Here is a 23,929-nt window from a genome sequence, read left to right on the forward strand (position 1 = left end):
GAAAAGGTTACCCGAGGAGGCGAATGACTTGAGCGCATTAACAGAAATCAAGGAGTTGGATTTGTCCAGATTGCTGCCTGGTCCTTATTGTTCCTTGATGCTAGCTGACTATGGGCAGATGTCATCAAAATCGAAGAGCCGAGATTAGGAGATTATGCGAGATGGGGAAACGGAAGGCCTGTCCTGCCAGGCGTTCTTGTAGGCGATCTCGGCGGAGGGGCGCTCATGGCTATTTCTTGCATTTGCATGGGGCTGTTCCACAGAGAACGCACAGAAGAAGGTCACATGCGTCGGACCTGTGTATGATTTGTATGAGGTATTTGCCGATCCGCACGTACTTCAGAGAGAAATGCTGTTGGAGGTCGAGTACCCGGTGCCAGGAAAGATCAAGCAGATTGGATTTCCCATCAAACTTTCCCGCCCCCCGGGTGAATGGCGGAACCACGCTCCTTCATTGGGGGAGCACACCAACATGATGTTAACCCAAATCAACTATTCGCCTGAATAGATTACCAAGCTCAAGGAACAAGGTGTGATCGGGTTACCCGAAGGAAGTAGCGAGTAGATAGGTGATATTTTGAGAGGAGTGATCTTCGTATGAAGAATCGTTTGCCGAATTGGATATCGGATCATCTCGTTTTACCTGTCATAACAGCACCCATGTTTTTGGTCTCGAACCCTGATTTGGTCATCTCGGCATGCAAATCTGGGGTGATCGGCTCCTTTCCCTCGCTGAATGCTCGAACCGTCGATACGCTGACGGAATGGATGTCGACCATTTCGGAAGAGCTTTCCCGTTGCAAAGCGGCGGAGCCGACACGCAAGATTGCTCCTTGGGCAATCAACATTGTCATCCGTCATCTCAACAACCGACTGGAGGAGGAGCTAGAGCTGATCAAGAAGTATCAGCCGCCGCTCGTCTTTACCGCATTGGGGGATCCTGCGCCTATCGTAGAAATCGTTCATGCGTATGGGGGGATCGTTTTCTCAGATGTGACCACGATCTACCATGCCAAGAAGGCAGTGAAGTCCGGAGTAGACGGCTTGATTCTCGTTTGCGGGGGCGCTGGAGGTCATGCAGGTACGCTCAATAGCTTTGCCTTTGTCAGCGCGATTCGCGAGTTTTGGGACGGAATTACGATTTTGGCAGGCAGTATTGCCAATGGGCAAGAGATTTTGGCAGCCCAAGCACTCGATGCCGATTTGGTCTTTATGGGAACGAGGTTTATCGCTTCGACAGAGAGTAACGCGGGGGATGAGTACAAGCAAATGCTTGTTGATTCAAACATTGAGGATATCATTTATACGCCTGTGTTTAGCGGGATACCAGCCAACTACCTCAAGCCGAGCATTATCAACGAGGGGCTCGATCCAAACAATCTCGGTTCCCACTCCGATTTTGCGAAAACGGGCCGAAAAGCATGGAAGAACGTGTGGTCGGCTGGACACGGGGTTGGTCGGACCAAATCAATCCAGACCGTATCTGAGATCGTCGTTGAACTCCAATCGGAATACGATCAAACACTCCTGGCCTTAAAACAGTTGAACCACTCCCGGTCACAAATGAACACATCTTTGTCTTGAAAAGGAGCTCGACCATCGTGTTAGTCAAATTGAAAGAAGGTATATACAAACAAGTCATTACGTTCCCTTTTGGCATGCGCGAAGTAAACAGTTATTTGATCAAGAGTGACCATTACTTGCAGTTCAAAGGTAAAGCGGGGAAAGAGGCAGCTTGATAATCCGAAACTTGGCTTGACGCACAACTTAGGCGGGGATCCGACACAAATCGTTTCCTTCGTTTCCATAGCCGGGCATGCGAGTATATATGCAAGGTAGTACGTCCGATCCAGTCGCGATCCTAGAAGCATTACGTACTTCAGGGGTTCAATGCGGCGGGACAGGAGCGAAACGATCGTTTCCACGACTCGCACGGATGTGCAGTTCATTGTTGCTGAGTACGGATCGCCGATTTGCGAAACAAGTCATTGCGGGAGCGTGCCGAAGTGCTCATCGCGATCGCGGCGCCGGCTTTTCGTCCTGAGCTGACAGCGGAATGGGAAGAACACAAATGGATGTGGCAGCATCACAACAGACAAGGTATGAAAACGAGAGCTTCACTTGCGATGAAAAACTTCGTATGGGAAGAGATACGACTTTGTTATAAAGTCCGATCGAATAGGTGATCGGGCTTTTTTCTTTGGAACGAGAATTGCAATTAAAAAGGGGAAACACATGTATCGACCAGGAGAGAAGAAAGCGTGAGGAGGATCGCGATGAACAACCGAATAATCGGACCTGTAGAAATCGTTATGGGCGAAAAGGACAGCCGAACACCTTTCTCTACCTCTCTATTGATTAGAGGAAAAGAGGATAGCACCTTGATCGACTGCGGTGGAGGTCCTTCTGTTTATACGTACTTGCTGCAACAATCCATTAGGCAAATTTATGTGACGCATTACCATCCCGATCACATCGGGGGTTTGCCTCTTTTTACGCAATCGCAACTGATCACGAACCCTTACGATTACTGGCGTTTGTCAAATCCAGCTGAGATGGCAGAGAATAGTCCCTTTGATCTTCGAAAATCTGTAAGCCGTCAAATAAACGCTGGTAGGAAGGGCAAGCCTCAGCTTATCTATCCTTACAATCAAGAGATCGATATGTCCGGGACCAACGTCATCATGATTCATGCCCCGGGGCACTGTGAAGGCTTTTGCTGTCCCTACTTTCCGGATCTGGGCATCGTACTCGTTGGTGATTTTGACTTGACCAGCTTTGGTCCCTGGTACTTTTCGCCAGACAGCAGCATCGATTTGTTCATCCAATCCGCCCGTAGCATGCTTGAGGTAGATGCAGAGGTCTACATTACTTCTCATCAGAAAGGAATGGTGAGCAAGGCAGAGTATCGGGAACGAATCGAACCTTATCTGGATGTGATTGAGCGTCGTGAAGAAAAGATAAGACAGCTTGTACGCAACGGTTGTCCACCCGCTGAGCTGATCTGGCAAGACGTCTTTTTTTACCGCAAGCATCTGGATCAGCAGCCTGCTTTTCTGTGGATGGAATTGATGGGGTTGTCCAAGCATCTAAAGCGAATGATCAAGCACGGAGAATCATTTGAGGATTACTTTGATCAATTCGTGACCGTGCATCAGCTGCGTGAGGAGTTTATCGATTGCTTTCGTGAGCCAGCATTTACGGGAAGTGCGTTACCCGTGAGTCAAAAATGAATGACTCATTCAAAAATGATTCGGTGTAAGGGCACTCCCGAAAGCCTTTGCTTAAGTCAAAAATAAATCACGATAGGAAATGGTAGATAGGAAAATGACAGTGATATAGCTATTACTCATTGAACAATGCACTTGGAATGGCAATTGCCTAGATAAAGAAGAACCAGTAGCTCAAATAGGATGGAGTAGCCTTACAGATAAAGGGAAAAGAGAGGTGGATAAAATGCGAACAGAACGTGTAGCGGCCATTGTCGGGGTAGCAGAGTCAGATCTGGGGGTGACGCCTGGTAAAACGGTGCTGCAGCTACAGGCACAAGCAGCAAAAGCGGCTTTGGACGACGCTGGCTTTACGAAAGATGATGTCGATGCTTTGTTTACAGCTGGAAACTGGGCTTGGTCACCTAATTTGATGCTCGGGGAATACCTAGGGATTCGGCCCAAATTTACGGATGGTACCAACATCGGGGGATCATCGTTTGAATCCCATGTCGGTCATGCGGTTGCGGGGATTCAGGCAGGATTGTTCGATGTCGCGCTCATTACCTATGGTAGCACCCAGCGTTCCGATCAATCCAGAAACAAACCGGCTCCAATCGCAACATTGACGGACCAATATGAGCGCCCTTTTGGTTTACCGCTGACGGTCGGAGCTTATGCGCTGGCGGCCATGCGCCATATGCATTTGTACGGCACCACCTCAGAACAGCTTGCGGAGATCGCCGTGGCTACCCGAAAATGGGCGACGATGAATGAAAAGGCTTTTAAACGAGAGCCCATCGAAACCGCAGACGTTTTGGAGTCGAGGATGATTGCAGAACCTTTGCACTTGCTAGACTGCTGTCTCGTGACAGATGGTGGGGGCGCTGTGATTGTTGCCTCCGCCCGAGCCGCAGCGCGAGCAAAAAAGAAACCGGTTTGGATTTTGGGACACGGAGAGACACATACGCATCAATCCATCGTGAATATGCCAGATTTGACAATGACGGGAGCTCGTGAATCGGGGAATAGAGCCTTTGAGATGGCAGGAGTGACACGAGAGGAAATCGATGTCGCCGAAATCTATGATTCTTTTACCATTACGGCTTTACTCACTCTGGAAGCATTGGGTTTTTGTAAACCGGGTGAAGGGGGAGCTTTTGTAAGCGGTCAACGCACGGCTCCTGGGGGAGCATTCCCTATGAACACAAATGGTGGAGGTCTCTCGTATTGCCATCCCGGTATGTATGGCATTTTCCTCTTGATCGAGGCAGCGCGTCAACTGCGTGGTGAATGTGGGCAGCGGCAGGTGGAGAATGCCAAGCTGGCTATCGTCAATGGAACCGGTGGGGTGCTCTCATCTACATCCACACTGATACTGGGGAGGGATTAACATGTCGAGCCAAATTCCAAGACCATTGATGGATTCAGACTCCCAGCCATTTTGGGAAGGCCTTAAACGACAGGAGCTGATGATTCAGCGTTGCGACGAATGTCATCAGCATATCTTTTATCCGAGAGTACTTTGCCCCCATTGCTTTTCAGATAAGGTCGCGTGGACACAAGCGACGGGGCGAGGACATATATACAGTTATACTGTGGTGCACCGAGCGTTTGGTCCCTTTTCTGATCAGGTGCCTTATGTGGTAGCGATCGTGGAGCTGGACGAAGGTGTCCGAATGATGACCCGGATCGTTGGTGATCGCGAGGCGATAAAGATCGGAGTACCGGTAGAGGTCATCTATGAAAAGGTAGATGACGAGTTGCTATTGCCTTATTTTATACTCAGATAGCGTCTATCAAAGAAACGCTTCTGCTAGAAAGCCCTTTTGGAACGGAGCAGAGAAAACCCGAGATGCATTAGATCTCGGGTCGTTCTATTTTCTACTAATTATTCATTGGTTAATTCTTTGATCCCACGAATAAAACGTTCCACTTCTTCCTCGGTATTGTAAGGAGCCAAACCTGCACGGATCCAGCCGCCGCTTTCGTTGATACCCAGCTTATCTGCGAGGGTCATGGCATAAAAGTCACCGTCTGCAATGAAAATGCTGTAGTCTTCGCACATTCTAGCGCAAAACTCTTGCGTACTCCAGCCTGCTACACGAAAAGCGATCGTAGGTGTCTTGGGTACGTCCGGTGCTGCTTGATAAAGAGTCACGGCATCAATCTCGGATAGGGCACTACGGAGTTTGTCTGCCAGACCGTTTTCATAAGCCTCGATTACTTCATACCCCGTGCAAATCCGTTCACGTAATTCCTGTCCTTTTCCCAAACCAGCAATAAATTCGATGGCAGGGCGAATGCCTGCGATTCCTTCATGATTTTGTGTTCCTGTCTCCAGCTTATCCGGTATGTAGGTTGGCGCGGGTTGAAGCTTGTATGGCTGGATTTGTTCAAAGAGTTCTTGGCGAATCACGGCAATCCCCACGTGAGGTCCGAAAAATTTGTAGGCAGAGCAGAGAAGGATGTCTACACCAAGGGTATCACGATCGATCGCAAAATGAGGGGCAGCGTGGACCGCGTCTACGGCTACTGGAATGTCCAGCGCATGCGCTTTTTTAGAGATGGTGGCGATATCATTGATGGTCCCGACGGCATTCGAAGCTAGTCCCACTGCGATGAGGCGTGTTTTGGAAGTGAGGACAGAATCCAGTTCTTCGAGACGCAATGTTAGCGTATCGGAATCGACAGGAAGCCAGCGCACGGTCATTCCACGATCTGCGGCAATCGTCAACCAAGGATCGACGTTGGCACGATGATCGAGCTCAGAAACTACAATCTCGTCGCCTTCTTTCCAGTTACGCCCCAAAGCACGTGCGATGGCGAAAGTCAGGGTTGTCATGTTTGCTCCAAATGAGACTTCCTCGGGCTTGGCGCCAAAAAGGGCAGCTACCGCATCTTTCGCGTCCGCAATGATCTGCTCGGTTTCCCGACTGCTAGGAAACGAGCCATGGAGGTTCGCTCCACCATTTGTCATGTAGGCGTAAATAGCATCCATGGAGCTTTTGACTACTTGTGAACCACCTGGACCGTCAAAATACACAACAGACTTTCCATGGTGTGTCCGACGTAATGCGGGAAATTGCTCACGAACTGCCGCGATGGGATAGAGCTCAGCCGTTTTCGTCATTCTCCACGTCTCCTTTTGCGTTACGCATGTAATCTTACAATTCTTATATTATCACAATTGTTAGTCAATTTAAGAGTAACAATCTAAAGGGAGAAATTCTTTCGATTATTCCTGAGCTTTTGACGATGTTAGATCACGAGACAGGACAGCCGATTCTAAATCCATCTTGCAAGGCAGGAATGATTGTAGATGTCGTTACATTCTCCCAGCACCTTCTGCCTGGGAAACGGAAAAGGGACTATCTATTTTGGGGCCAGAATATATAGGAATGGATCGCACAGGCGTACACACCTATCAGACGAGGATTCAGTATGTAGCCGTAGTATTTCCACCTCATCACGTACTTCCTTCGACCATCACTTTACCAAATAGAGAATCGCATCCACGAATTTTAATCCGTTTCTAATTGTACAAATGAGCGATGGGTATCTATACTGGTAGTAGATACGTAATAAAGGATAAGGTGAGCTGTATGTACAGCGCCTGAACAAGAAGTTGATGAGAGGGATACCATGCAAACGTGGATTACTACCTTTATGGAACAGTTCAGCTACATCGGCATCTTTTTGTTGATGGCCTTGGAAAATGTGTTTCCTCCGATTCCGTCCGAAGTGATTCTGACGTTTGGGGGATTCATGACCACCTATACGACATTATCCGTCCCAGGAGTGATCATTTCAGCCACGCTGGGTTCCGTTTTGGGGGCCATTCTACTCTATTGGATTGGATATTACTTGGATATTGAAAAAATAGAAACCATCGTCGAACGCTGGGGGCACATCCTTCGATTGAAAAAAGAGGATATCACTCGAGCGAATGCATGGTTTGATAAATATGGATACTGGACCATCTTCCTCTGTAGAATGGTACCGCTGGTCAGAAGCTTGATTTCGGTCCCAGCGGGTATGACCAAAATGAATGTCTGGCTTTTTCTCTTGTTTACCACGCTCGGAACACTGATCTGGAATGTAGCGTTGGTGATGATTGGTTCGTTTTTGGGGCAATCGTGGGAGGATATCCTGTCTTATATGGACATGTATTCGACGGTGTCGTATGTGGTGATTGGGATCGTTGTCGTTGTGTTTCTCTTCGTTTTTTTCCGCAAAAGAAGTGTGAAATCGTAGGGGTGCGTGCAATCGTCTTTCTTCCGCTCCATGCGAGATAAGGAGTTCCAAGGGTCAAAGGATTCAGGTGGATTGATGCCATTTATTTTAGCGTGACGACTTTAACGACTGTCGGCTATGGTGATCTGGCGCCGAAGTCGACCAAGAGAGGCACGGGAGGTAAAAACACAGAACAAGAAAAAAAATAAGAATAAGGGAACGGCGCTGAGCATTGCGAGGCGTCTTTTTTGGTAGTTTTGCAAAAGGAACTGGATAGACCAGAAGTAGCCTAGATGCCATAATAGAATTCTAGGGAGATTCTACTAATCGATTAAACAGTAGGGAGAGTGAACGTATTGCCGAAAGAAAGGAAGCAAGTCGACGTTCGAATCGAGCCATGGAAAGATACGGATCTTGCTCTCCTGTTTAGGTTGAACGCACCGGAAATGCTAGAGCACTTAGGCGGCCCGGAAACAGAGGAGCAAGTCCACCGTCGTCATCAGAGGTACGTGAATATCACGGGTACGGAGACTGGCCAAATGTTCACAATCGTCATGCTGCCTGAGTTCGAACCGGTTGGAAACATCGGCTACTGGGAGCGGGTCTGGGAAGGTGAGACGGTGTACGAGATCGGGTGGGGAGTATTGCCTGAGTACCAGGGTCTCGGGATTGCAAGTGCAGCTACCAAAGCAGCGATAGCTTGTGCACGCGCAGAAAATAAACATCAGTTCCTTCACGCTTTTCCTTCCGTCGACAACCCAGGTTCTAATGGAATTTGCCGAAAGCTATCGTTTACCTTAAAGGGCGAGTGCAATTTTGAGTATCCGCCTGGGAGTATGATGCGCTGCAACGATTGGTTCTTGGATCTGAGGGTATCTCCGTAATAACGGGAAGAGAGGTTCAGCATGAACATTACGTATCGCAAAGCAAGAAGGGAAGACGCTTTCGAATTGGCGCGACTCTCAAGCCAGTTGGGTTATCCGGTCGACCGAGGTGAGCTAGAAAAGAGATTGAAAGCCGTTTTGGAAGCTCATCAGCATGTCGTATTTATTGCAGAACAAAGCGACCAGCTGGTAGGGTGGATTCATGCTCACGAACGGTTGCTTATCGAATCAGCGTCATTCATTGAGATTGGCGGATTAATCGTCGATGCCGAATGTAGGGGAAACGGTGTCGGAAGGAACCTCGTCAGGCTCTGTGAAGAGTGGGCAGTGGGGGAAGGCTATACCAAAATCAGAGTGCGAACGAATGCGAGCCGAATGGACGCACGTGCTTTCTACTCTCGAATTGGGTACCATGAAGTGAAGTCACAACAAGTGTTTGATAAACAAATCGGATAATAAAAATGAAAATGAGAGAAATGCGAGAGCTGCCCTTTTACGCAAGGCGGCTTTTTTTGTGAGCTTTCCGAATAAAAATTCCCTCTTTTAGAAAATAGTATAATTTGTACCAATGGGAGTATCCTGATCCATTACTGGAAAACAGCGTTGATATGACAATCATTGACGGGGAAGTAAAAAAACGTAGTAAAAACACGAGCTTTATCATTTCCGGCAAAGATGATACCATGTACTCACTATTGTGTATGGGAAGTGATAAAAGGTGAGCGCAGATAATTCCATGCAGACGATTAGTCGTACCATCCAAATCCTGCGATCCTTTTCCAAGGACGAAAAAGAGCTTTCCTTGGCAGAGTTTCATCATAAGCTGGGGCTATCCAAATCCAGTCTTCAACGGATTTTGAATACATTAGTCAATTACGGTTTCCTAGAAAAGGATGAGAAACGAAAGACATACCGGCTAGGAAACGAGCTGTACTACCTGGGCAAGCTCGTCGAGGAGCACTCTCATCTTCTCACAGTGACCAAGCCTTATCTCAAAGCGATTCGGGATCGTTTAGGAGAAAGCGTGTATTTGAATATCATTGAAAATAACGAACGCAAATGCATTGCCTTTGAAGAAGGAAAGCATGATCTGATGACCATTTCCTTTATTGGTCAAACGTCACCCTTGTATGCAGGCGCATCAGCCAAACTATTGCTCGCTTTTTTACCATCAGAAAAGATGACGCAATATTTGCAACAAACTCCGCTGCAAGCGATTACCGGCTCCACGGTCATCGATAAGGACAAGCTCCTAGCCGAATTAAAAGACATTCGCTCCCAAGGTTATGCCAGCAGTTACGGTGAACGAGTCATTGGCGTATGCTCGGTCAGTGCTCCGATCTTGAATCGGTGGGGAGAAACCATCGCTGGGGTCTCCATTTCTGCTCCGATCATTCGAGTCACGGAGGAAATCTATCAACAATTCATCCAAGCGATTATCGATACCGCAAGACAAATCTCAGAAGAATTCAAGTTCTTGGTCACCTAAATTCAACCAATCAAAACCTACCAGGATGTCAAAAGCTGTGCACCTTCGCCATCTGATCGGATGAGCAGGTAACATGGCTTTTTTGTTTTGGATGAGTCAAAGTTCCATCATAAATTTTCGGTTAATTCAGTAGATTCTGTTATTGATTTCAATTTAGGCTTCCTGTATCATTTCAATTAAAGGTATATCGTACCGATAATCGGTACGCACTAACAAAAAACAGTCGTTATTCCGAGGTGAGGAGGGTATTGATGAACAGTCTGCAATTGCCCATTGGAAAGATTTCAGAAAAAACAGAAATCACGCGCACGGAAATACGTGAATTTTTACAACAGGAAAAAGACCGCGGGACATTTGTGCCCAAATGCGATACGTGGTTAAGCGGGTTCTCCCCCGAGTTCAGCCGAAAACTTGGCGAGCGAGGCTGGATTGGAATGACGTGGCCGAAACAATATGGGGGACATGAACGGACAGCCATCGAGCGATATGTCGTCATTGAGGAACTACTCGCAGCTGGAGCACCCGTTGCTGGTCACTGGATCGCTGATCGGCAGACGGGGCCGCTATTGCTCCGCTTTGGAACGGAAGAGCAACGTACGGAGATTCTGCCACGAATTGCCCGTGGCGAATGCTATTTTGCTATCGGGCTCAGTGAGCCAAACGCGGGGTCAGATTTGGCAGCCGTACACACGAGAGCCCTTAAAGTTAATGGGGGCTGGATTTTGAATGGGAGCAAGACGTGGACAAGTGGAGCCCATCATGCGCACTACATGATCACCCTCTGCCGCACCTCGCCCTTCAATCCGGAAAAGCGCCACGAGGGTATGAGTCAGCTCCTCGTAGATTTAACTGCTCCAGGGATCACGATCCGTCCGATCCTTTTGACGACAGGCGAGCACCATTTTAACGAAGTGTTTTTTGAGGATGTCTTTATTCCTGACAACATGTTGATTGGGGAAGAAGGAAACGGTTGGAAGCAAGGAATGACGGAGCTTGCTTATGAACGTAGCGGCCCTGAGCGCTTCTTGAGTACCTTTCCGCTCCTCGAAGAATTGACGAATCAGTTGCGCAGCCGAGGTGACAAGCACCTGATGGCACAGGTAAGCAAGCACGTAGCGCGATTGTGGACGCTGCGGCACATGTCGATCGGGATCGCCCACTTGCTGGAAAAAGGAGAAACGCCAGATGTCGTCGCTGCGCTCGTAAAAGATATGGGCACCAAGTTTGAGCAACAAGTGGCGGAAATCGCGCGACTCCTCATTCCATCGTCTCCATCGTTGGACACTCCAAATCGTTTGGATCAATTGATGGCGCAGGCAGTCTTGCATGCTCCAGGCTTTACCCTCCGCGGCGGAACGACGGAAATCTTGCGAGGCATTGTGGCTAAAGGGGTGATTGGAAAGTGAACGACATCACAAAAATGCTGATTCAGTCGACGACCAAAATCATGAAGGACGTGTGCACAAAGGAACTCGTGAATGAGGCGGAAAATGGGCAGTGGGCAGCTGCTTTGTGGGAAATTCTGGCCGAGTCCGGCATGCTGACTGTTGCTTGCCCGGAAGAACTGGAAGGTACGGGTGGTAGCTACGCAGATGCTTACCAAATACTCCGGTTGGCAGGGAAGTATTCCGCCCCCATTCCTCTGGCGGAAACGTATATGGGCAACTGGCTTCTAGTGGGTTTGGGAGTGAGAGCGTCCAATGAACCACTAGCCATTTTAGTTAACAAAAACAAGCCATTCCAGCTTAGAAGAGACCAGGAAGGCTGGATCGTAAGTGGAAAAGCGCAATCGGTGCCCTGGGCGAGGGATGCGAAACAACTGCTTGTACTAGGCGAAACGGAATCCGGAGCAGTGCTGGCGATCGTCCATTCTGTAGGAGCAGAGCTATCACATGGACGCAACATCGCTGGCGAGCCGAGAGATACTGTCATTCTTGACGCGATTCGGGTGGAGAATCGTCACGTTTTTTCAGTGGATGCTCGCCAGGTGCAGGAGCGTCTCTTGCACACAGGAGCACTTTGCCGGTCCGTTATGATGGCGGGTGCTTTGGAACGAATTTTAGAGCTTGCGGTCACCTATTCGAAAGAGCGCACGCAATTTGGCCAACCAATTCATCGGTTTCAAGCCGTTCAGCATCACCTAGCCTCATTGGCAGGAGAAATTGCCGCAGCAGAAACGGCAGCCCAATACGCGGTAGATACCAGTGAAAAAGGCTCTGCAACCACGGCTATAGCTATGGCAAAAATCCGTATTAACGAAGCAGCTGGTATCGTCGCTCCAATAGCCCATCAATTACATGGCGCCATCGGGTTTACCCATGAACACGTGTTGCATCAGAGTACACGTCGAGTCCTGGCGTGGCGAGATGATTGGGGAACAGAGACGGAGTGGAGCGAAAAATTGGCAGAGCAGCTCATGAAACTAGAAGATAACGGCTTATGGCCTTTTCTTACGGTGTAGTTGGAAAACAAAAGCGAACAGAAAGGGGAAAGAAAAATGACCGATTTGTTATTTACGGTAGAAGATGGGATAGCCCGCATCACGTTGAATCGACCGGAGGCACTGAATGCGTTTAGTACCGAGATGATTGATTTATGGATACGCGCATTAGAGTCCATTCGCGATGATGATTCAGTACGAGTGGTCGTATTGACGGGAAATGGGAGAGGCTTTTGCAGTGGCGGAGATATCAAGTCCATGGTTCGCGGAGATGGCTTCCTGCACAACAACACAGAGGCAAAAGATCTGTCATCGACTGGGCTGGCGCGCAAGCAGAGCCTGTGGAAGCGAGTCCAGCGTATTCCGTTATTGCTGCAGGAAATTGATAAGCCGGTCATTGCAAAGATGAATGGCATTGCCACAGGGGCAGGCTTAGACATGGCGCTCATGTGTGACATCCGGATCGCAGCCCAGAGTGTGAAAGTAGCAGAAGGGTACATCAAGGCAGGTATCGTACCCGGGGATGGAGGCGCTTACTTTTTGCCACGTCTGGTGGGTGTGGATCGTGCATTGGAAATGCTTTGGACGGGGGACAGTTACACGGCAAAAGAAGCGAAGCAAATGGGGCTTATCACACATGTCGTGTCGGATGAGGAGTTGCAGGAGTATGTTGAGGCTTATGTAAGGCGCTTAGCCAACGGACCACAGGAAACGATGCGTTTTATGAAAAGAGCAGTATACCAGGGCCTCACCACGGATTTGCGTACTTCTCTGGACATGATTTCATCTGCGATGGGGCTTGTGACGGAGCTAGACGATTATCAGGAAGGCATTCGTGCCATCGCTGAAAAGAGACAACCGAAGTTTACATAAAGGGACGCTTGGTGGTTGTCACATTTATTGCTACAACGTTCTCATTGAATCTTCAAAAAGACGCAGGTGCATATAAAAATGTTTGGAGGAGGAAGCTCTTTGCAGGCATTAGATGGTATTCGTGTTCTGGATCTGTCGAGGACGCTGGCTGGACCATTTTGTACGATGCTGCTCGGAGATATGGGGGCAGATATCATCAAGGTGGAGCAGCCTGAGCAAGGAGACGAGACGAGAAGTTTTACGCCCCCTACCTGGGATGGAATTAGCAGCTACTATTTGGCATCCAACCGGAACAAACGAAGTATTACTGTCGATCTCAAGTCGAAGGAAGGCAAAGAAATCATTTTTTCGTTGGCCAAAACCGTTGATGTGCTGGTGGAGAATTTCCGCACGGGCACATTGGATCAGCTAGGGCTGGGCTACGAACAACTCAAAGAAATGAACCCACGGTTGATTTATTGCTCGGTATCAGGTTTTGGACGCACAGGTCCAGAGAAGAACAGAGCAGGCTATGACCTGCTTCTTCAAGGGTATGGCGGATTAATGAGCATTACAGGGGAGAATGGCGGATCTCCAGTAAAGGTCGGCACGTCGATCGTAGATATGAATGCAGGGATGTTCGCGATATACGGTATTTTATCCGCCATGATCGCCCGTGAAAAAACAGGGAAAGGTCAGTTTATTGATGTGAGTCTATTGGACGGTCAGGTTGTTCTCCTGAACTATTTGGCCACTAGTTATTTTGCAACGGGAAATCCAGCAGGTCGCCTAGGAACGGCTCATCCTTCGATCGTGCCCTATCAGGCTTTTGCCGCGAAAGATGGAGAAATCATTCTAGCGATTGCGAACAACCGATTATGGGAAAAGGCATGTCAGGCATTGCGCTGGGATGATTTGCGAGAAGATCCGCGCTTTTGTACCAACGATGAACGGGTCGCCCACCGCGAGTTATTAATCCGGATCATTCAAGAACGAGTATCGACAATGGAACGGCAGGAAATCGTGGAGAAGCTAGACGGCGTCGGTGTTCCCTGCGGACCAATTCATACGATTGATCAAGTCTTGAATCACCCGCAAGTGCTGGCGAGAGAAATGGTGCTTGAGGTCGAGCATCCGGTTGTAAAAAGCTTGAAAATGCCAGGTTTTCCGGTCAAGCTATCGGATACACCGGCACAGGTCCGCAGACATCCACCACTTTTGGGTGAGCACACGGACGAGGTACTGAGTGAACTGGGGATCGATTCCGCACAGATCGTGGAGTGGAGAGAGAAAAAGGTGATCGGTAATAAGCCTGAGGTATCCAGATAGCCGTAACGCTTTCTTACATTTGCGGTCAAATATAGGAAGAGCCTTGGGTAGTGAGACCGAGGCTTACAGATTCAAAAAGACTCCATGAAAAAAGGAGGTTGACCTGGTAGGAAAAGCAAGGAATAGTGCAAATTATTAATTCATACTAATCTTATATGGATTGAAAGAGCCCTGTCGACCAGAAGACTGGAGACGCCTTTCCTTTCCTGCTCAATGATAGAGGGGAAGAAAGGTGTCTTTTTTATTGTCGAATAATTGAAACCGCAGGAGGAGTAAACATGAGTATTCAAAAAGACCTACCGTTTGCATCCCTGGATGATTTGGAAATCGATGTGGGTTTGTTAGAAGATCTGGTGCAGTTTCCGCTTGTGGAAGCATTGTTCGGCCGTCGTTCCCGTCGCTTCTTTCGGGGGGCGGAAATTCCGGATGGACCGCTGGCGTACAAGTCTGCACACGAACCGCTGCCACTTCATGATCTGGAAAAACTGCTGATTCTCGCTGCAATGGGTGGCGTAACCGGATGGCATCATTCGATTACCCGTCACGAGCGCTACAAGCCGCATCTTTCCAATTATCCGGGCTCAGCGAGTGGCCGTACCTTTCCTTCCGCTGCTGGGTTTCATACATCCGATCTCTTTTTTACCGATGACACGGGAACCTACTATTATTCCACACGCGATACGGCACCATTGGTAGGAAAGGATAGCGAAGGCAAAATCAGTCTGCTCGAGCTGCTCAAAGCCCTGCGTGGTCGCATTCGTAAACTGTCGGATACCCGTCTGCACATCCCCAATTACGAACCTTATATGGAAGGACATAATTCTTGGGTTGCGAATAAGCCGGGGACGTTTCTCGTGTTCCCTGTAGGAGATTTGGCTCAGCACACGATAGCAAATCTTTGTTTTTACGCGCAGAACGGCTTGAGTATCTATGATGACATCAACGGTAGCTCCATTCCTGGTATCGAGGAATATGCAGATAGGGTCGACTTGAAGAATCCAATCCCACTGACGTTTCTGGATCAATACTCCATCGCAGAACTGAGTGCGGAGCTTGCGACTTCTACGTATGCGGGTATGCTGATGCAGCAAGCGATTGGGTTGGGAGGCTGGATGTTCGATGGCATTGATCGTTTGACAGTGCTGGGTGCAAGCGGTGATCCTCAAGTACCCGGTCTGGGATTTCGATACGATCAGGATAAACGGTGGTCACTCCCGAATGCAACGGGTCTGGAGGGGGTATTCACAGCCTATTGCCCACCGCATTACCCAACTATGCGTGCGGCGATCGACGCCTATGCTGACCGGAAGTTTGGTCCAGGTGGGCCATTTCATCCAGATACGCCAGGTCCGTGGAAAGAGAGTCAACATGTACGTAGTAGTGCACAAGTCTACGATGAGCGCTTTCGCTCACTGGTCGCGCTACAAGCGCAATACATCTTTGACACCTATGGTAAATTTCCTGCGACGATTCCATCAATCTACAGTCTGATGTACTTGCAGTCGCACCACTTGGATCTGGATTATTACGACCGCTTTTTCGGCCCGCACAGTTATTTGCGCACACATGCGGAGCATTTAGAGAGATGGCATGGGATCAAAAAAAACGAGTAGCGATAATTTTGAATGGGTCAATGGTGGGGAGCACGCACGGGGTGGCGTGTTATTGAACGGAAGTTATCTGAAAGTTGTTATAATATTGTCGAATCTTGAATCTCGAACAAAAGAAAACCGCCCAAATGAAAAGGCGGTTATACTAAATATCACTATTTCTTGTTAGAGTACTCAATGGTTCCATTTAAACCAACGTCCATGTCCATCTGTTTCCGCCAGCGTTTCATTGTATTCCTTACCGCCTAAATAGTAATCAAGGTGGAATTGTCCTAAATCCCACATATTATTGTATAGGTGAAGCACATCTCTTTCTTCACCAAGTTTTTTAATGCGTTCTATTAACTCATATTTGTCTTGGTTTGGTATTTGATTAGCTACGTGCGTGTGAAACACACATACCACAGAATCCTGGGGAATTTTTAAAGCAATTTCAGTGAGTAGCTTCACACCATCGCCCTCAATTAACTCTAAAGATTGCTTTTTAAAACATCGAGAAGCTCTATCAAAATTTGCAATGCGTTCTGTATGATCAGACCATATTAATGATTTTAGCCAAAGATAATCATCAGGATTGTTGAGATCATTAATATGCAAATCTATTCCTATCCTTGTGGAAACGGGCGGGCTTTGTTTAAGGATAAAAGGTGGTCTAGCCCCTTGCATTTCCGATTCAATTCTCAGTTCTGAAAGTGCTTCACCGTATACTTCTTCATCGGAGTTGTAGGAGTAACAATACTTATCCCAAAGAAGTTGCAACCCCGCACTTGTTCCAATTTCTATTAACGCTAATGGTCTCTTGGTTTTCTCATAAATATAACAAAAAGCTGGATACAGATAAGAGCATCGTCTAACTTCGTTTGTTTGAACAAGTTTGTTCTCTATTATCTGAATGATTTCATGCTGATATTTTAGGCAAAAGTCTCTGAAATAAGGAAACGCTGTTACAGCATCCCTCGGATTGTTTACAATGCTACCATAATACTCTCTTAATTCATGGCTCTTCCCTTTCAGTAATAGATAATGAACCGCACCGAAGAAAAGATTTGGAACGGGTTGCCCTTGTCTAACATAGGAAGCCAATTGAAGCAATTCATCGTCAGCGGCAATTTTTTCTGAAAGGTGTTCATACAAGATGCTTGATCCTTTGCATTCTCTAGTTGCGAACACTTTAAAACGATCGGATATTAGAGTTGTCTCCAATGCAGTTCCTCCTTATCCCTATTAATGGTATTGTATCACCACATTTCGATAAATAATATTTGAATGTTTTTGTTGACGATATAGAAAATATTTATCATATATACACTGTGTAACCCAATTCTTCCGTTGTGCTGGACGAATCCACATCCGTATCGACAAAAGACCGTGAGGAAGTCAAGGGAGGAGGCTTGTGTTGATGCAGGATGAGCTACTAACCGGAGGAAACGTATCCAAGGTTTTTCGAGTAGGAAATACAGTGAGACGTGATATAAAGGCGGAAAGCCCGAACATTCACAGACTGCTTCAGCACTTGGAAAAGAAAGGCTTCGTTTTTTCTCCTCGATTTTTAGGCATTGACGAGCAAGGGCGTGAAATTCTGTCATTCATCGAAGGTGAGGTAGGTAATTATCCGCTAAAAGAGTACATGTGGTCTGATGAAGCCTTGATCGGTATAGCCAAGATGCAACAATGGTATCATGATGCCGTACAAGACTTTCCCTTCGATTCCAGCTGGCAGCGTTTAGACAATGCCCCTCAACATGCAGAGGTCATGTGCCACAACGATTTTGCGATCTATAACATTATTTTCAAAGACAAAAAGCCTGTCGGAATCATAGATTTTGACGTTGCTGGACCGGGACCCAGATTGTGGGACATCGCCTATACCCTCTATACATGTGTGCCGTTAAGCAGATTCCATCTGGGGGAAGATGGCGAGAAAATCTTTTACGATACTTCCTTGCACGCAGAGAGAAGAAGAGCAAGGGTAAAGCTGTTTTTGGAAGCGTACGGAGAAAAGGTTCCAGAAGATTATTTCGAGATGATATTGTTGCGATTAGATGGGCTATGCAAGACGATGACTCGAAAAGCCAAGGAAGGTCACCGTGCTTTTCAAAAAATGATCGAGGAAGGTCATCTTCTACATTATCAGGAGGATATAGCGTTCATTCGAAGGCATGCAAATGATTGGAATATAGATACATGATTAACGATATGACACGTGGAACAGGCTGCCGAATCGAAAGGAATCGGCAGCCTCACTGCATTCGCTGGCGGTTACCTCTCCGTACCATAGTGAAACCCGGGATAGGTCACGACCGGCCATTTTTCTTTTCGTAGCGCATCGATTAATTCATGCCCCACATTCAAATTCGCGGAGACGAGATCATGAGGGGTGAGCGCCATCCATTGATTCAAGGATACATCGACAAACCGATCACTTTTGAACATCTCCAAAAACCATAATGTCTCATTCCCTGTGTTTTGTATGTAGTGGCCATTGGCAAAAGGAACATACCCAACGTCTCCAGCCCTGTAATCAAAAGTGCGCGCGATGCCATTCCCCGCAAAGACCGTCATCCGTCCTTGACCAGTAAGATAATACTGCCACTCGTCGTTATTTGGGTGCCAATGCAGCTCCCTCATGGCTCCTGGCTTGATCTCGACTAATGCTGCAGCAATGGTTTTGGAAATCGGGAAATTGGAAGAATCGACGATACGGACGCTCCCACCAGGGGTAATAATCGGTTTTTGGGCTAATAAACGATGGGAAAAGCTCAAGGGAACCGTGCCATAGGGAGAATCGACTTCATCGCTCTCTATCGGTCCTGGAACTTCTCCTTGAAAAATGTAGACTTGATTGGGGGGAATATCGGCAAAAGCAGACTCGGGTACTCCAAAGTTGTCAGAGAGGACATCTCTAGGAGTATGGGCAGACCAATCAGAAATGGATAACGTATTCAAATCGGAAAAGTGACCGTCGTCGAAAACAAGCAAAAATTCGCAACCTTCCTCCAGTCCTTGAATGGAATGAGGGATGCCAGGTGGAAAATACCACAAGTCTCCTGGACCGATGTCGTCGATAAAATTACGACCAGCAGGATCAACAGACGTGATTCGCGCCCTTCCCAGCAGCATGTAGGCCCATTCAGCTTGTTGATGCCAGTGGAGCTCGCGAACACCCCCAGGTGTCAAGGCCATGTTGACCCCTGCCATGGTCGTTGCGATGGGTAAGTCTCGTACCGTGACTTCACGGGACCATCCGCCGTGATTTAACGTCATTACAGCGTCGGAGAAAGAAAATTTTAAATTCGGGAGTAGGCCGTAGTCGGTGACAGGGGGAACAAGCATGTTGGGATTTTGTCGATCCCGAGCAATATTTCTTGGTCCTTGGTCGATCCATCCGGTACCATCGCTTCGCATCGGTTCAGGCACAGGTCGATCTTTTTCTGGTGGGACCTTTCCCATCCAACATCCTCCTTTGACAATATGCTCATCAGCAATGGTTTGTTGCTCTTCAATATCAATGAATATGGTTCTGTGCTTGGTTATTATTCGGGATACCTATGTAGAGGAAAAGAGGCAAGCTGCATCCAGTATGATCTACACAAAGGAATAGACGATTCCACCTATGTTCTCTACGAAGTATGGAAGGACAATGAGGCACTCACTCGCCATGCTCATTCTATCAAGAGTATCGAGAGAGCATTGCTGATCTACTTGCATCGAGGGAAGTATATCGGTTACAAACCATCGAGTAATGTTGAATAGAAGCAAAAAAGTACACCACTCGCAAATACAGAGGGGTATACTTTTTTTGTGCATGAAGGAAAGGGAGAGCTATTGAACGTCAACGGTAAATTCTTTGTTCGCTTCTGCTTGCCATCCCTGTTTCAGCAGAATGATGTATCGATAACTGGCTTTCGGAGCGTGTTTGCTAGCTTTCACTTTGATCTGGATGGTGCCTGTTTCACCCGGCATCAGCTCCAGCTTTTTCTCCGGATTCGTAATGACCTTTACCCAGTTTGGATTATTAAAGGCAAAGTGGTAGTTGATGTCGATATCGTATTTTGCCGTGTGATAAGGACTACTGTTTGTTACCTGAAAATCCTCGATGATGATCTCTTCGCCCGGATGCATGGAGTAATTTCCATTCGCATTTGATTTGGAGGTTTCTTTTTGGGATTCAGCGGTTTGTTGTGGTGGTACGACAGCCACTGTCTGTGGTGGATCATTCAACGGTTGAGCCTGTTCTGTCGTCGTGTATTGATTTTGTAAATAGACGATTACTCGTTTCGCATCAGGTATATGATCGACCTTTACACTGGTGTAACCCGAAGGAGACTGATAGAAATCGACATCCCCTGTATCTTGCGTTTTATCCAGGGCAGTGAGCCAATTCTTCGTCAAGAGTACATCATTGTCTTCATATGTCAGAAAGGAAATGGATTGGTTTCCGTCCTCAAAATAGATTGACAATGAACCGTATTGATAGCACAGATACCTCGATTCGCCATCCTCGTAAGATTCAGAATTTGGATTCCCAAGGAGCATCTTGACTTCCTCACTGCTCATATTAAGACTGATCTGTTTTTCTGTTCCTTCTTGGTTCCATACACCCACATATTCTCCATCCTTGAGCTTGGTATAGAAAGGCTCAGTCACTTCAGTTGAAGCTTTTTTCACCACCTGTTGCGGTGGAGGGGGAATCGGCTGATCTGCTACTGGAACCTGCTTTTGTTCAGCAGGCTTCGGGGTCGTCACATTCGTACCACTCGCGGATGATGCAAGATTTTTCGTTTTGAAAAACCATGAGTTCATGAAAAAGATCGAACCAACTGCTACGCCTACCACGATCCCTATTACGATAACGAATTTTCCTAGTTCATTTTTGGCGCTCAAGGCAAATCCTCCTGCGGTGAAGATAGTAACCATTGTTCATTTCCCTGAAAGAGTGGCAACAAAACCTTTAACGGTCCATTTCATGTAATCTTAATTGAGATTGTGTACAGTTCGAATTGTCTTGTACGAATCGTAGAGGAGGATTTTTTTCAATGAATAACAAACTACCGCAAATTACGATTTTCTTTTGGATCATGAAGATTTGTGCCACGACATTGGGAGAAACAGCAGGTGACTTGGTTTCCATGACGATGCAAGTCGGGTATGCAGTGAGCTCGATGATTTTATTTGGACTGTTCTTAGTCGCTCTATTTACTCAATTACGTGCCAAGAGCTATTATCCCTTCCTTTATTGGACCGTGATTTTGGCGACCAGTACAGCTGGCACAACGATGTCAGATTTTATGGATCGTAGCCTTGGATTGGGTTATGCAAACGGGTCGTTGATTTTGGTCAGTATTCTCTTGGCGATCTTCATCTATTGGTACGTTACGGAGCGTACGCTCAATGTCAATGAGATTCGCACGCCCAAAGTGGAAATTCTTTATTGGTTAGCGATTCTATTCTCGAATACACTTGGAACGGCTCTAGGTGATTTTTTGGCAGACAGCTCAGGTCTGGGATTTGCCGGCGGAGCTTTATTGATCGGAGGATTGCTCGCGCTCGTCGTTTTGGCTACCTTTTATACCCGCATGCCTCGTGAATTTCTATTTTGGATCGCCTTTGTCCTGACCCGTCCATTTGGTGCAACATTTGGCGACCTTCTCACGAAACCCAGCGAAAAAGGCGGCTTTGATTTGGGGACAATGGGGTCTTCCCTCGTTTTGACTATGATTCTCCTTAGTTGTATCGCCTATACAACCTGGGAGAACACTAGGCAACTTAAAGTTGTAAATCGGTAAGGGAGGTTCTCATTTTATTTTAATGCAATTCTTTCTTTCCTTTCATTTTGCTCAACTATGATGGGTGCAGAAACAAAAGGGTTTGATAGTGTGGGACAAGTCGGATAAAGGAGTAAAGAAATGAAAATTTTACTTGCCGAAGATCAGCTTGTCCTCGGAAAGATCCTGGTGCATCTGTTGACGCAAAAGGGAGGACACGAAGTCGTATGGGTAACAAATGGTTCTGATGCTTATGATCATGCAGCTGATTTGTTTTTTGATGTCCTCATTTTGGATTGGATGATGCCTCAAAAAGATGGAGTCACGGTATGTCGGCAATTACGACAAGAAGGATACACAGGAGCTATCCTCATCCTAACGGCCAAAGATGCCCTTCAGGAACGAATTGAGGGACTTGATGCAGGCGCAGATGACTACTTAGTCAAGCCATTTGAACATGATGAACTTCTTGCGAGATTGCGCGCTCTTTCTCGACGGAATTTTGCACCCATTCAGGAAGAGATTGTTACCGTAAAAGGAATTTCTCTCAATCGGACGACTCATTCTATTGAACGAAATGGGGAGCAGATTCAACTAACGGGCAGAGAGTTTCATTTGTTAGATCTTCTCGTGAGGAATCAAGGGACGGTATTGACCCGAGAAGTGATCTTGGACAGAGTGTGGGGAATGGATGCCGACATCGCCAGTAATGCTGTAGATGTGTACGTAAATATGCTGCGCAGAAAAATGGATACTCATGGGGAATCGACCATGATTCGCAGCATTCGGGGGGTCGGCTATTCCCTTGAAAAATAACCAAGATATTTTTCGGAAAACAAGAGTCCATCTGACGTTTATGAACAGCTTCATGCTGATTGTTTTTTTGTTGTTCTTCATTGTGGGTACCATCAGTGTCTTGTCCTACATCGTTTACAATGAACAAAAACTGGAGCTGAAAGCATTAACAGAGCAAGAGCTGGAAGAATCATACGTGGTTGAACCCCAAGGGAAATCGGGAGAGAACACCCCTATCAACAATCAAGGCATCTACATCAATTATTTTCTGAAAAAGAATGGCGATGTGGTGGTAGGGGATGAGTTCAATCCAGAGATGAGATCATTGATCTTGGACAAGGTGAAAGGGTGGAGCCCTGAAGGAATCCAAGTGAAATACGTCACATTTTCAGTTGGGAACCAGCAGGAGGTACACTTCCTCATTGCTGCGAAGCATGTGCTCAATAGTGGAGGGGGCACAGGGACTCTATATATTGGAAAAGATGTTTCCTATTTGTGGAGTATGTTTCAGTGGCTATTGGCTGTTTTGCTTGGAATGCTCTTGTTATTTGTCGGAATTGCCATTGGCATCGGCCAAATTATGACAAGGCGGGCAATGAAACCGATCGTTCACTCCTATCAATTGCAGCGTGAATTTTTAGCAGATGCTTCTCATGAGCTGCGCACGCCCATCAGCATCTTGAAATCAGGCCTCGAAGTAATGGATATGGGAGAGAATAACCAATTGTCTTCTTTTTCTTCTGATTTGCTCGTGGATTTGCAAAAGGAAGCGAAAAGTGCAGCGAAATTAGTGGATGACCTTATGCTCCTCGCTCGTACGGACTCGGGTGCCCAACCGTTGTTTTACGAGACATTTGATTTTTACTCGTTGGCCGAGCAAGTGGTGAGATCGATACAAAATGTAACCCCACCAAGTCAAATCCAGCTGAATCTCCTATCCGATCGCTCACTTCACTTTTATGGCGATCTGGAAAGGATGAAACAATTGCTATACATTTTGTTAAATAATGCGGTCCAATACACGCAGCCAGGAGGCAAGGTCACACTAGACTACTTTCTGGAAGAGGAGTCGCAGGCAACAAAACTATGTATCACCGTGACGGATACGGGAATCGGGATGGAGCCAGAACATCTGGAGTCGATCTTTCGGCGTTTTTACCGCGTCGATAAAAATCGCTCACGTGAATCTGGGGGAACTGGCATAGGTCTAGCGATCGCAAAATGGATTGTCGAAGCGCATCAGGGAGACATCGAAGTAGAAAGTACACCAGGGGTTGGTAGCACGTTCACCATCTATCTTCCTCTCACATAAGGAAGAAA

28 protein-coding genes and 1 pseudogene are annotated in these 23,929 nt (G+C 47.1%); 25 read left to right on the forward strand and 4 right to left on the reverse strand.

Annotation, left to right across the window (positions count from 1 at the left end):
- The first annotated feature begins 28 nt into the window (after window positions 1-28).
- The 9 genes from AN963_RS31790 (at window position 29) to AN963_RS07300 (ending at window position 5,002) form a co-directional block, all read left to right on the forward strand.
- Window positions 29-148 carry a CoA transferase gene (locus AN963_RS31790; RefSeq protein ID WP_236707886.1) on the forward strand — a complete coding sequence of 40 codons (120 nt, stop codon included), beginning with the start codon at window positions 29-31 and terminating at the stop codon, window positions 146-148.
- 57 nt (window positions 149-205) lie between these two features.
- On the forward strand, window positions 206-508 hold the full coding sequence (locus tag AN963_RS32455; RefSeq protein WP_083496806.1) for a CoA transferase: 303 nt from the start codon (window positions 206-208) through the stop codon (window positions 506-508).
- A gap of 89 nt (window positions 509-597) precedes the next feature.
- Window positions 598-1,584, forward strand: coding sequence for an NAD(P)H-dependent flavin oxidoreductase (locus tag AN963_RS07280; RefSeq protein ID WP_055743839.1), 987 nt, complete (start codon window positions 598-600; stop codon window positions 1,582-1,584).
- Between the two features lie 17 nt (window positions 1,585-1,601).
- On the forward strand, window positions 1,602-1,739 hold the full coding sequence (locus AN963_RS31335; protein WP_162531860.1) for a hypothetical protein: 138 nt from the start codon (window positions 1,602-1,604) through the stop codon (window positions 1,737-1,739).
- 89 nt (window positions 1,740-1,828) lie between these two features.
- Entirely contained in the window at window positions 1,829-2,044 is a 216-nt protein-coding gene (locus AN963_RS31675) for a hypothetical protein (RefSeq protein ID WP_201783749.1), read from the forward strand.
- On the forward strand, window positions 2,007-2,186 hold the full coding sequence (locus AN963_RS32460; protein WP_055743840.1) for a hypothetical protein: 180 nt from the start codon (window positions 2,007-2,009) through the stop codon (window positions 2,184-2,186). Before AN963_RS31675 ends, AN963_RS32460 begins: the two co-directional genes overlap by 38 nt.
- A gap of 90 nt (window positions 2,187-2,276) precedes the next feature.
- On the forward strand, window positions 2,277-3,233 hold the full coding sequence (locus AN963_RS07290) for an MBL fold metallo-hydrolase (RefSeq protein WP_055743841.1): 957 nt from the start codon (window positions 2,277-2,279) through the stop codon (window positions 3,231-3,233).
- A 223-nt stretch (window positions 3,234-3,456) separates the two neighbouring features.
- Entirely contained in the window at window positions 3,457-4,602 is a 1,146-nt protein-coding gene (locus tag AN963_RS07295) for an acetyl-CoA acetyltransferase (protein ID WP_055743842.1), read from the forward strand.
- A gap of 1 nt (window position 4,603) precedes the next feature.
- Window positions 4,604-5,002 (forward strand): Zn-ribbon domain-containing OB-fold protein, encoded by a 399-nt coding sequence (locus AN963_RS07300; protein WP_055743843.1) that lies wholly within the window; start codon window positions 4,604-4,606, stop codon window positions 5,000-5,002.
- 98 nt (window positions 5,003-5,100) lie between these two features.
- On the opposite strand, the gene AN963_RS07305 is transcribed toward AN963_RS07300, so the two are convergent.
- The gene (locus AN963_RS07305; RefSeq protein WP_055743844.1) at window positions 5,101-6,342 is read right to left on the reverse strand and encodes a cysteine desulfurase-like protein; all 1,242 of its coding nucleotides are present in this window, start codon (window positions 6,340-6,342) and stop codon (window positions 5,101-5,103) included.
- A 95-nt stretch (window positions 6,343-6,437) separates the two neighbouring features.
- On the opposite strand from AN963_RS07305, the gene AN963_RS32465 reads away from it, so the two are divergent.
- From AN963_RS32465 to AN963_RS07350, 11 genes and pseudogenes are all read left to right on the forward strand, one after another.
- Window positions 6,438-6,608 (forward strand): hypothetical protein, encoded by a 171-nt coding sequence (locus AN963_RS32465; protein ID WP_407922540.1) that lies wholly within the window; start codon window positions 6,438-6,440, stop codon window positions 6,606-6,608.
- Window positions 6,609-6,854: 246 nt separating this feature from the next.
- Window positions 6,855-7,466, forward strand: coding sequence for a DedA family protein (locus AN963_RS07310; protein WP_055743845.1), 612 nt, complete (start codon window positions 6,855-6,857; stop codon window positions 7,464-7,466).
- A 68-nt stretch (window positions 7,467-7,534) separates the two neighbouring features.
- Window positions 7,535-7,654: pseudogene (locus AN963_RS32470) on the forward strand (potassium channel family protein); the annotation flags it as partial.
- Window positions 7,655-7,801: 147 nt separating this feature from the next.
- On the forward strand, window positions 7,802-8,329 hold the full coding sequence (locus AN963_RS07315) for a GNAT family N-acetyltransferase (protein WP_055743846.1): 528 nt from the start codon (window positions 7,802-7,804) through the stop codon (window positions 8,327-8,329).
- A gap of 21 nt (window positions 8,330-8,350) precedes the next feature.
- The gene (locus AN963_RS07320) at window positions 8,351-8,785 is read left to right on the forward strand and encodes a GNAT family N-acetyltransferase (protein WP_055743847.1); all 435 of its coding nucleotides are present in this window, start codon (window positions 8,351-8,353) and stop codon (window positions 8,783-8,785) included.
- A 262-nt stretch (window positions 8,786-9,047) separates the two neighbouring features.
- Window positions 9,048-9,818, forward strand: a complete 771-nt coding sequence (locus AN963_RS07325) for an IclR family transcriptional regulator (protein ID WP_055743848.1) — start codon at window positions 9,048-9,050, stop codon at window positions 9,816-9,818.
- Between the two features lie 251 nt (window positions 9,819-10,069).
- A complete protein-coding gene (locus tag AN963_RS07330) occupies window positions 10,070-11,224 on the forward strand; it encodes an acyl-CoA dehydrogenase family protein (protein ID WP_201783708.1) in 1,155 nt (384 codons plus the stop codon).
- Window positions 11,221-12,279, forward strand: coding sequence for an acyl-CoA dehydrogenase family protein (locus AN963_RS07335; RefSeq protein WP_055743849.1), 1,059 nt, complete (start codon window positions 11,221-11,223; stop codon window positions 12,277-12,279). The genes AN963_RS07330 and AN963_RS07335 overlap by 4 nt, the downstream gene beginning before the upstream one ends.
- A gap of 36 nt (window positions 12,280-12,315) precedes the next feature.
- Window positions 12,316-13,131 carry an enoyl-CoA hydratase/isomerase family protein gene (locus AN963_RS07340; RefSeq protein WP_055743850.1) on the forward strand — a complete coding sequence of 272 codons (816 nt, stop codon included), beginning with the start codon at window positions 12,316-12,318 and terminating at the stop codon, window positions 13,129-13,131.
- Window positions 13,132-13,230: 99 nt separating this feature from the next.
- Window positions 13,231-14,439, forward strand: a complete 1,209-nt coding sequence (locus tag AN963_RS07345) for a CaiB/BaiF CoA transferase family protein (protein ID WP_236707887.1) — start codon at window positions 13,231-13,233, stop codon at window positions 14,437-14,439.
- Window positions 14,440-14,717: 278 nt separating this feature from the next.
- Entirely contained in the window at window positions 14,718-16,052 is a 1,335-nt protein-coding gene (locus tag AN963_RS07350; RefSeq protein WP_201783709.1) for a hypothetical protein, read from the forward strand.
- A gap of 171 nt (window positions 16,053-16,223) precedes the next feature.
- On the opposite strand, the gene AN963_RS07355 is transcribed toward AN963_RS07350, so the two are convergent.
- Window positions 16,224-17,252 carry a DUF2332 domain-containing protein gene (locus AN963_RS07355; RefSeq protein WP_055743852.1) on the reverse strand — a complete coding sequence of 343 codons (1,029 nt, stop codon included), beginning with the start codon at window positions 17,250-17,252 and terminating at the stop codon, window positions 16,224-16,226.
- Between the two features lie 196 nt (window positions 17,253-17,448).
- Between AN963_RS07355 and AN963_RS07360 the strand changes: the two genes are divergently transcribed.
- Window positions 17,449-18,237: a phosphotransferase gene (locus tag AN963_RS07360; protein WP_055743853.1), complete on the forward strand. Its 789-nt coding sequence runs from the start codon at window positions 17,449-17,451 to the stop codon at window positions 18,235-18,237.
- 71 nt (window positions 18,238-18,308) lie between these two features.
- Here AN963_RS07360 and AN963_RS07365 read toward each other — a convergent pair whose 3' ends face one another.
- A complete protein-coding gene (locus AN963_RS07365; protein ID WP_055743854.1) occupies window positions 18,309-19,499 on the reverse strand; it encodes an oxalate decarboxylase family bicupin in 1,191 nt (396 codons plus the stop codon).
- 21 nt (window positions 19,500-19,520) lie between these two features.
- On the opposite strand from AN963_RS07365, the gene AN963_RS32475 reads away from it, so the two are divergent.
- The gene (locus AN963_RS32475) at window positions 19,521-19,802 is read left to right on the forward strand and encodes a putative quinol monooxygenase (protein WP_055743855.1); all 282 of its coding nucleotides are present in this window, start codon (window positions 19,521-19,523) and stop codon (window positions 19,800-19,802) included.
- Window positions 19,803-19,871: 69 nt separating this feature from the next.
- Here AN963_RS32475 and AN963_RS07375 read toward each other — a convergent pair whose 3' ends face one another.
- Entirely contained in the window at window positions 19,872-20,933 is a 1,062-nt protein-coding gene (locus AN963_RS07375) for a COG1470 family protein (RefSeq protein WP_236707888.1), read from the reverse strand.
- A gap of 152 nt (window positions 20,934-21,085) precedes the next feature.
- Here AN963_RS07375 and AN963_RS07380 point away from each other — a divergent pair, with 152 nt between their 5' ends.
- The 3 genes from AN963_RS07380 (at window position 21,086) to AN963_RS07390 (ending at window position 23,921) form a co-directional block, all read left to right on the forward strand.
- Window positions 21,086-21,835 (forward strand): COG4705 family protein, encoded by a 750-nt coding sequence (locus AN963_RS07380; RefSeq protein ID WP_055743857.1) that lies wholly within the window; start codon window positions 21,086-21,088, stop codon window positions 21,833-21,835.
- A 120-nt stretch (window positions 21,836-21,955) separates the two neighbouring features.
- The gene (locus AN963_RS07385; protein ID WP_055743858.1) at window positions 21,956-22,630 is read left to right on the forward strand and encodes a response regulator transcription factor; all 675 of its coding nucleotides are present in this window, start codon (window positions 21,956-21,958) and stop codon (window positions 22,628-22,630) included.
- A complete protein-coding gene (locus tag AN963_RS07390; RefSeq protein WP_055743859.1) occupies window positions 22,620-23,921 on the forward strand; it encodes a sensor histidine kinase in 1,302 nt (433 codons plus the stop codon). The genes AN963_RS07385 and AN963_RS07390 overlap by 11 nt, the downstream gene beginning before the upstream one ends.
- Window positions 23,922-23,929 lie beyond the last annotated feature (8 nt).

Origin of the sequence: Brevibacillus choshinensis (genome assembly GCF_001420695.1) — a bacterium.
GTDB classification, from domain to species: Bacteria; Bacillota; Bacilli; order Brevibacillales; family Brevibacillaceae; genus Brevibacillus; species Brevibacillus choshinensis.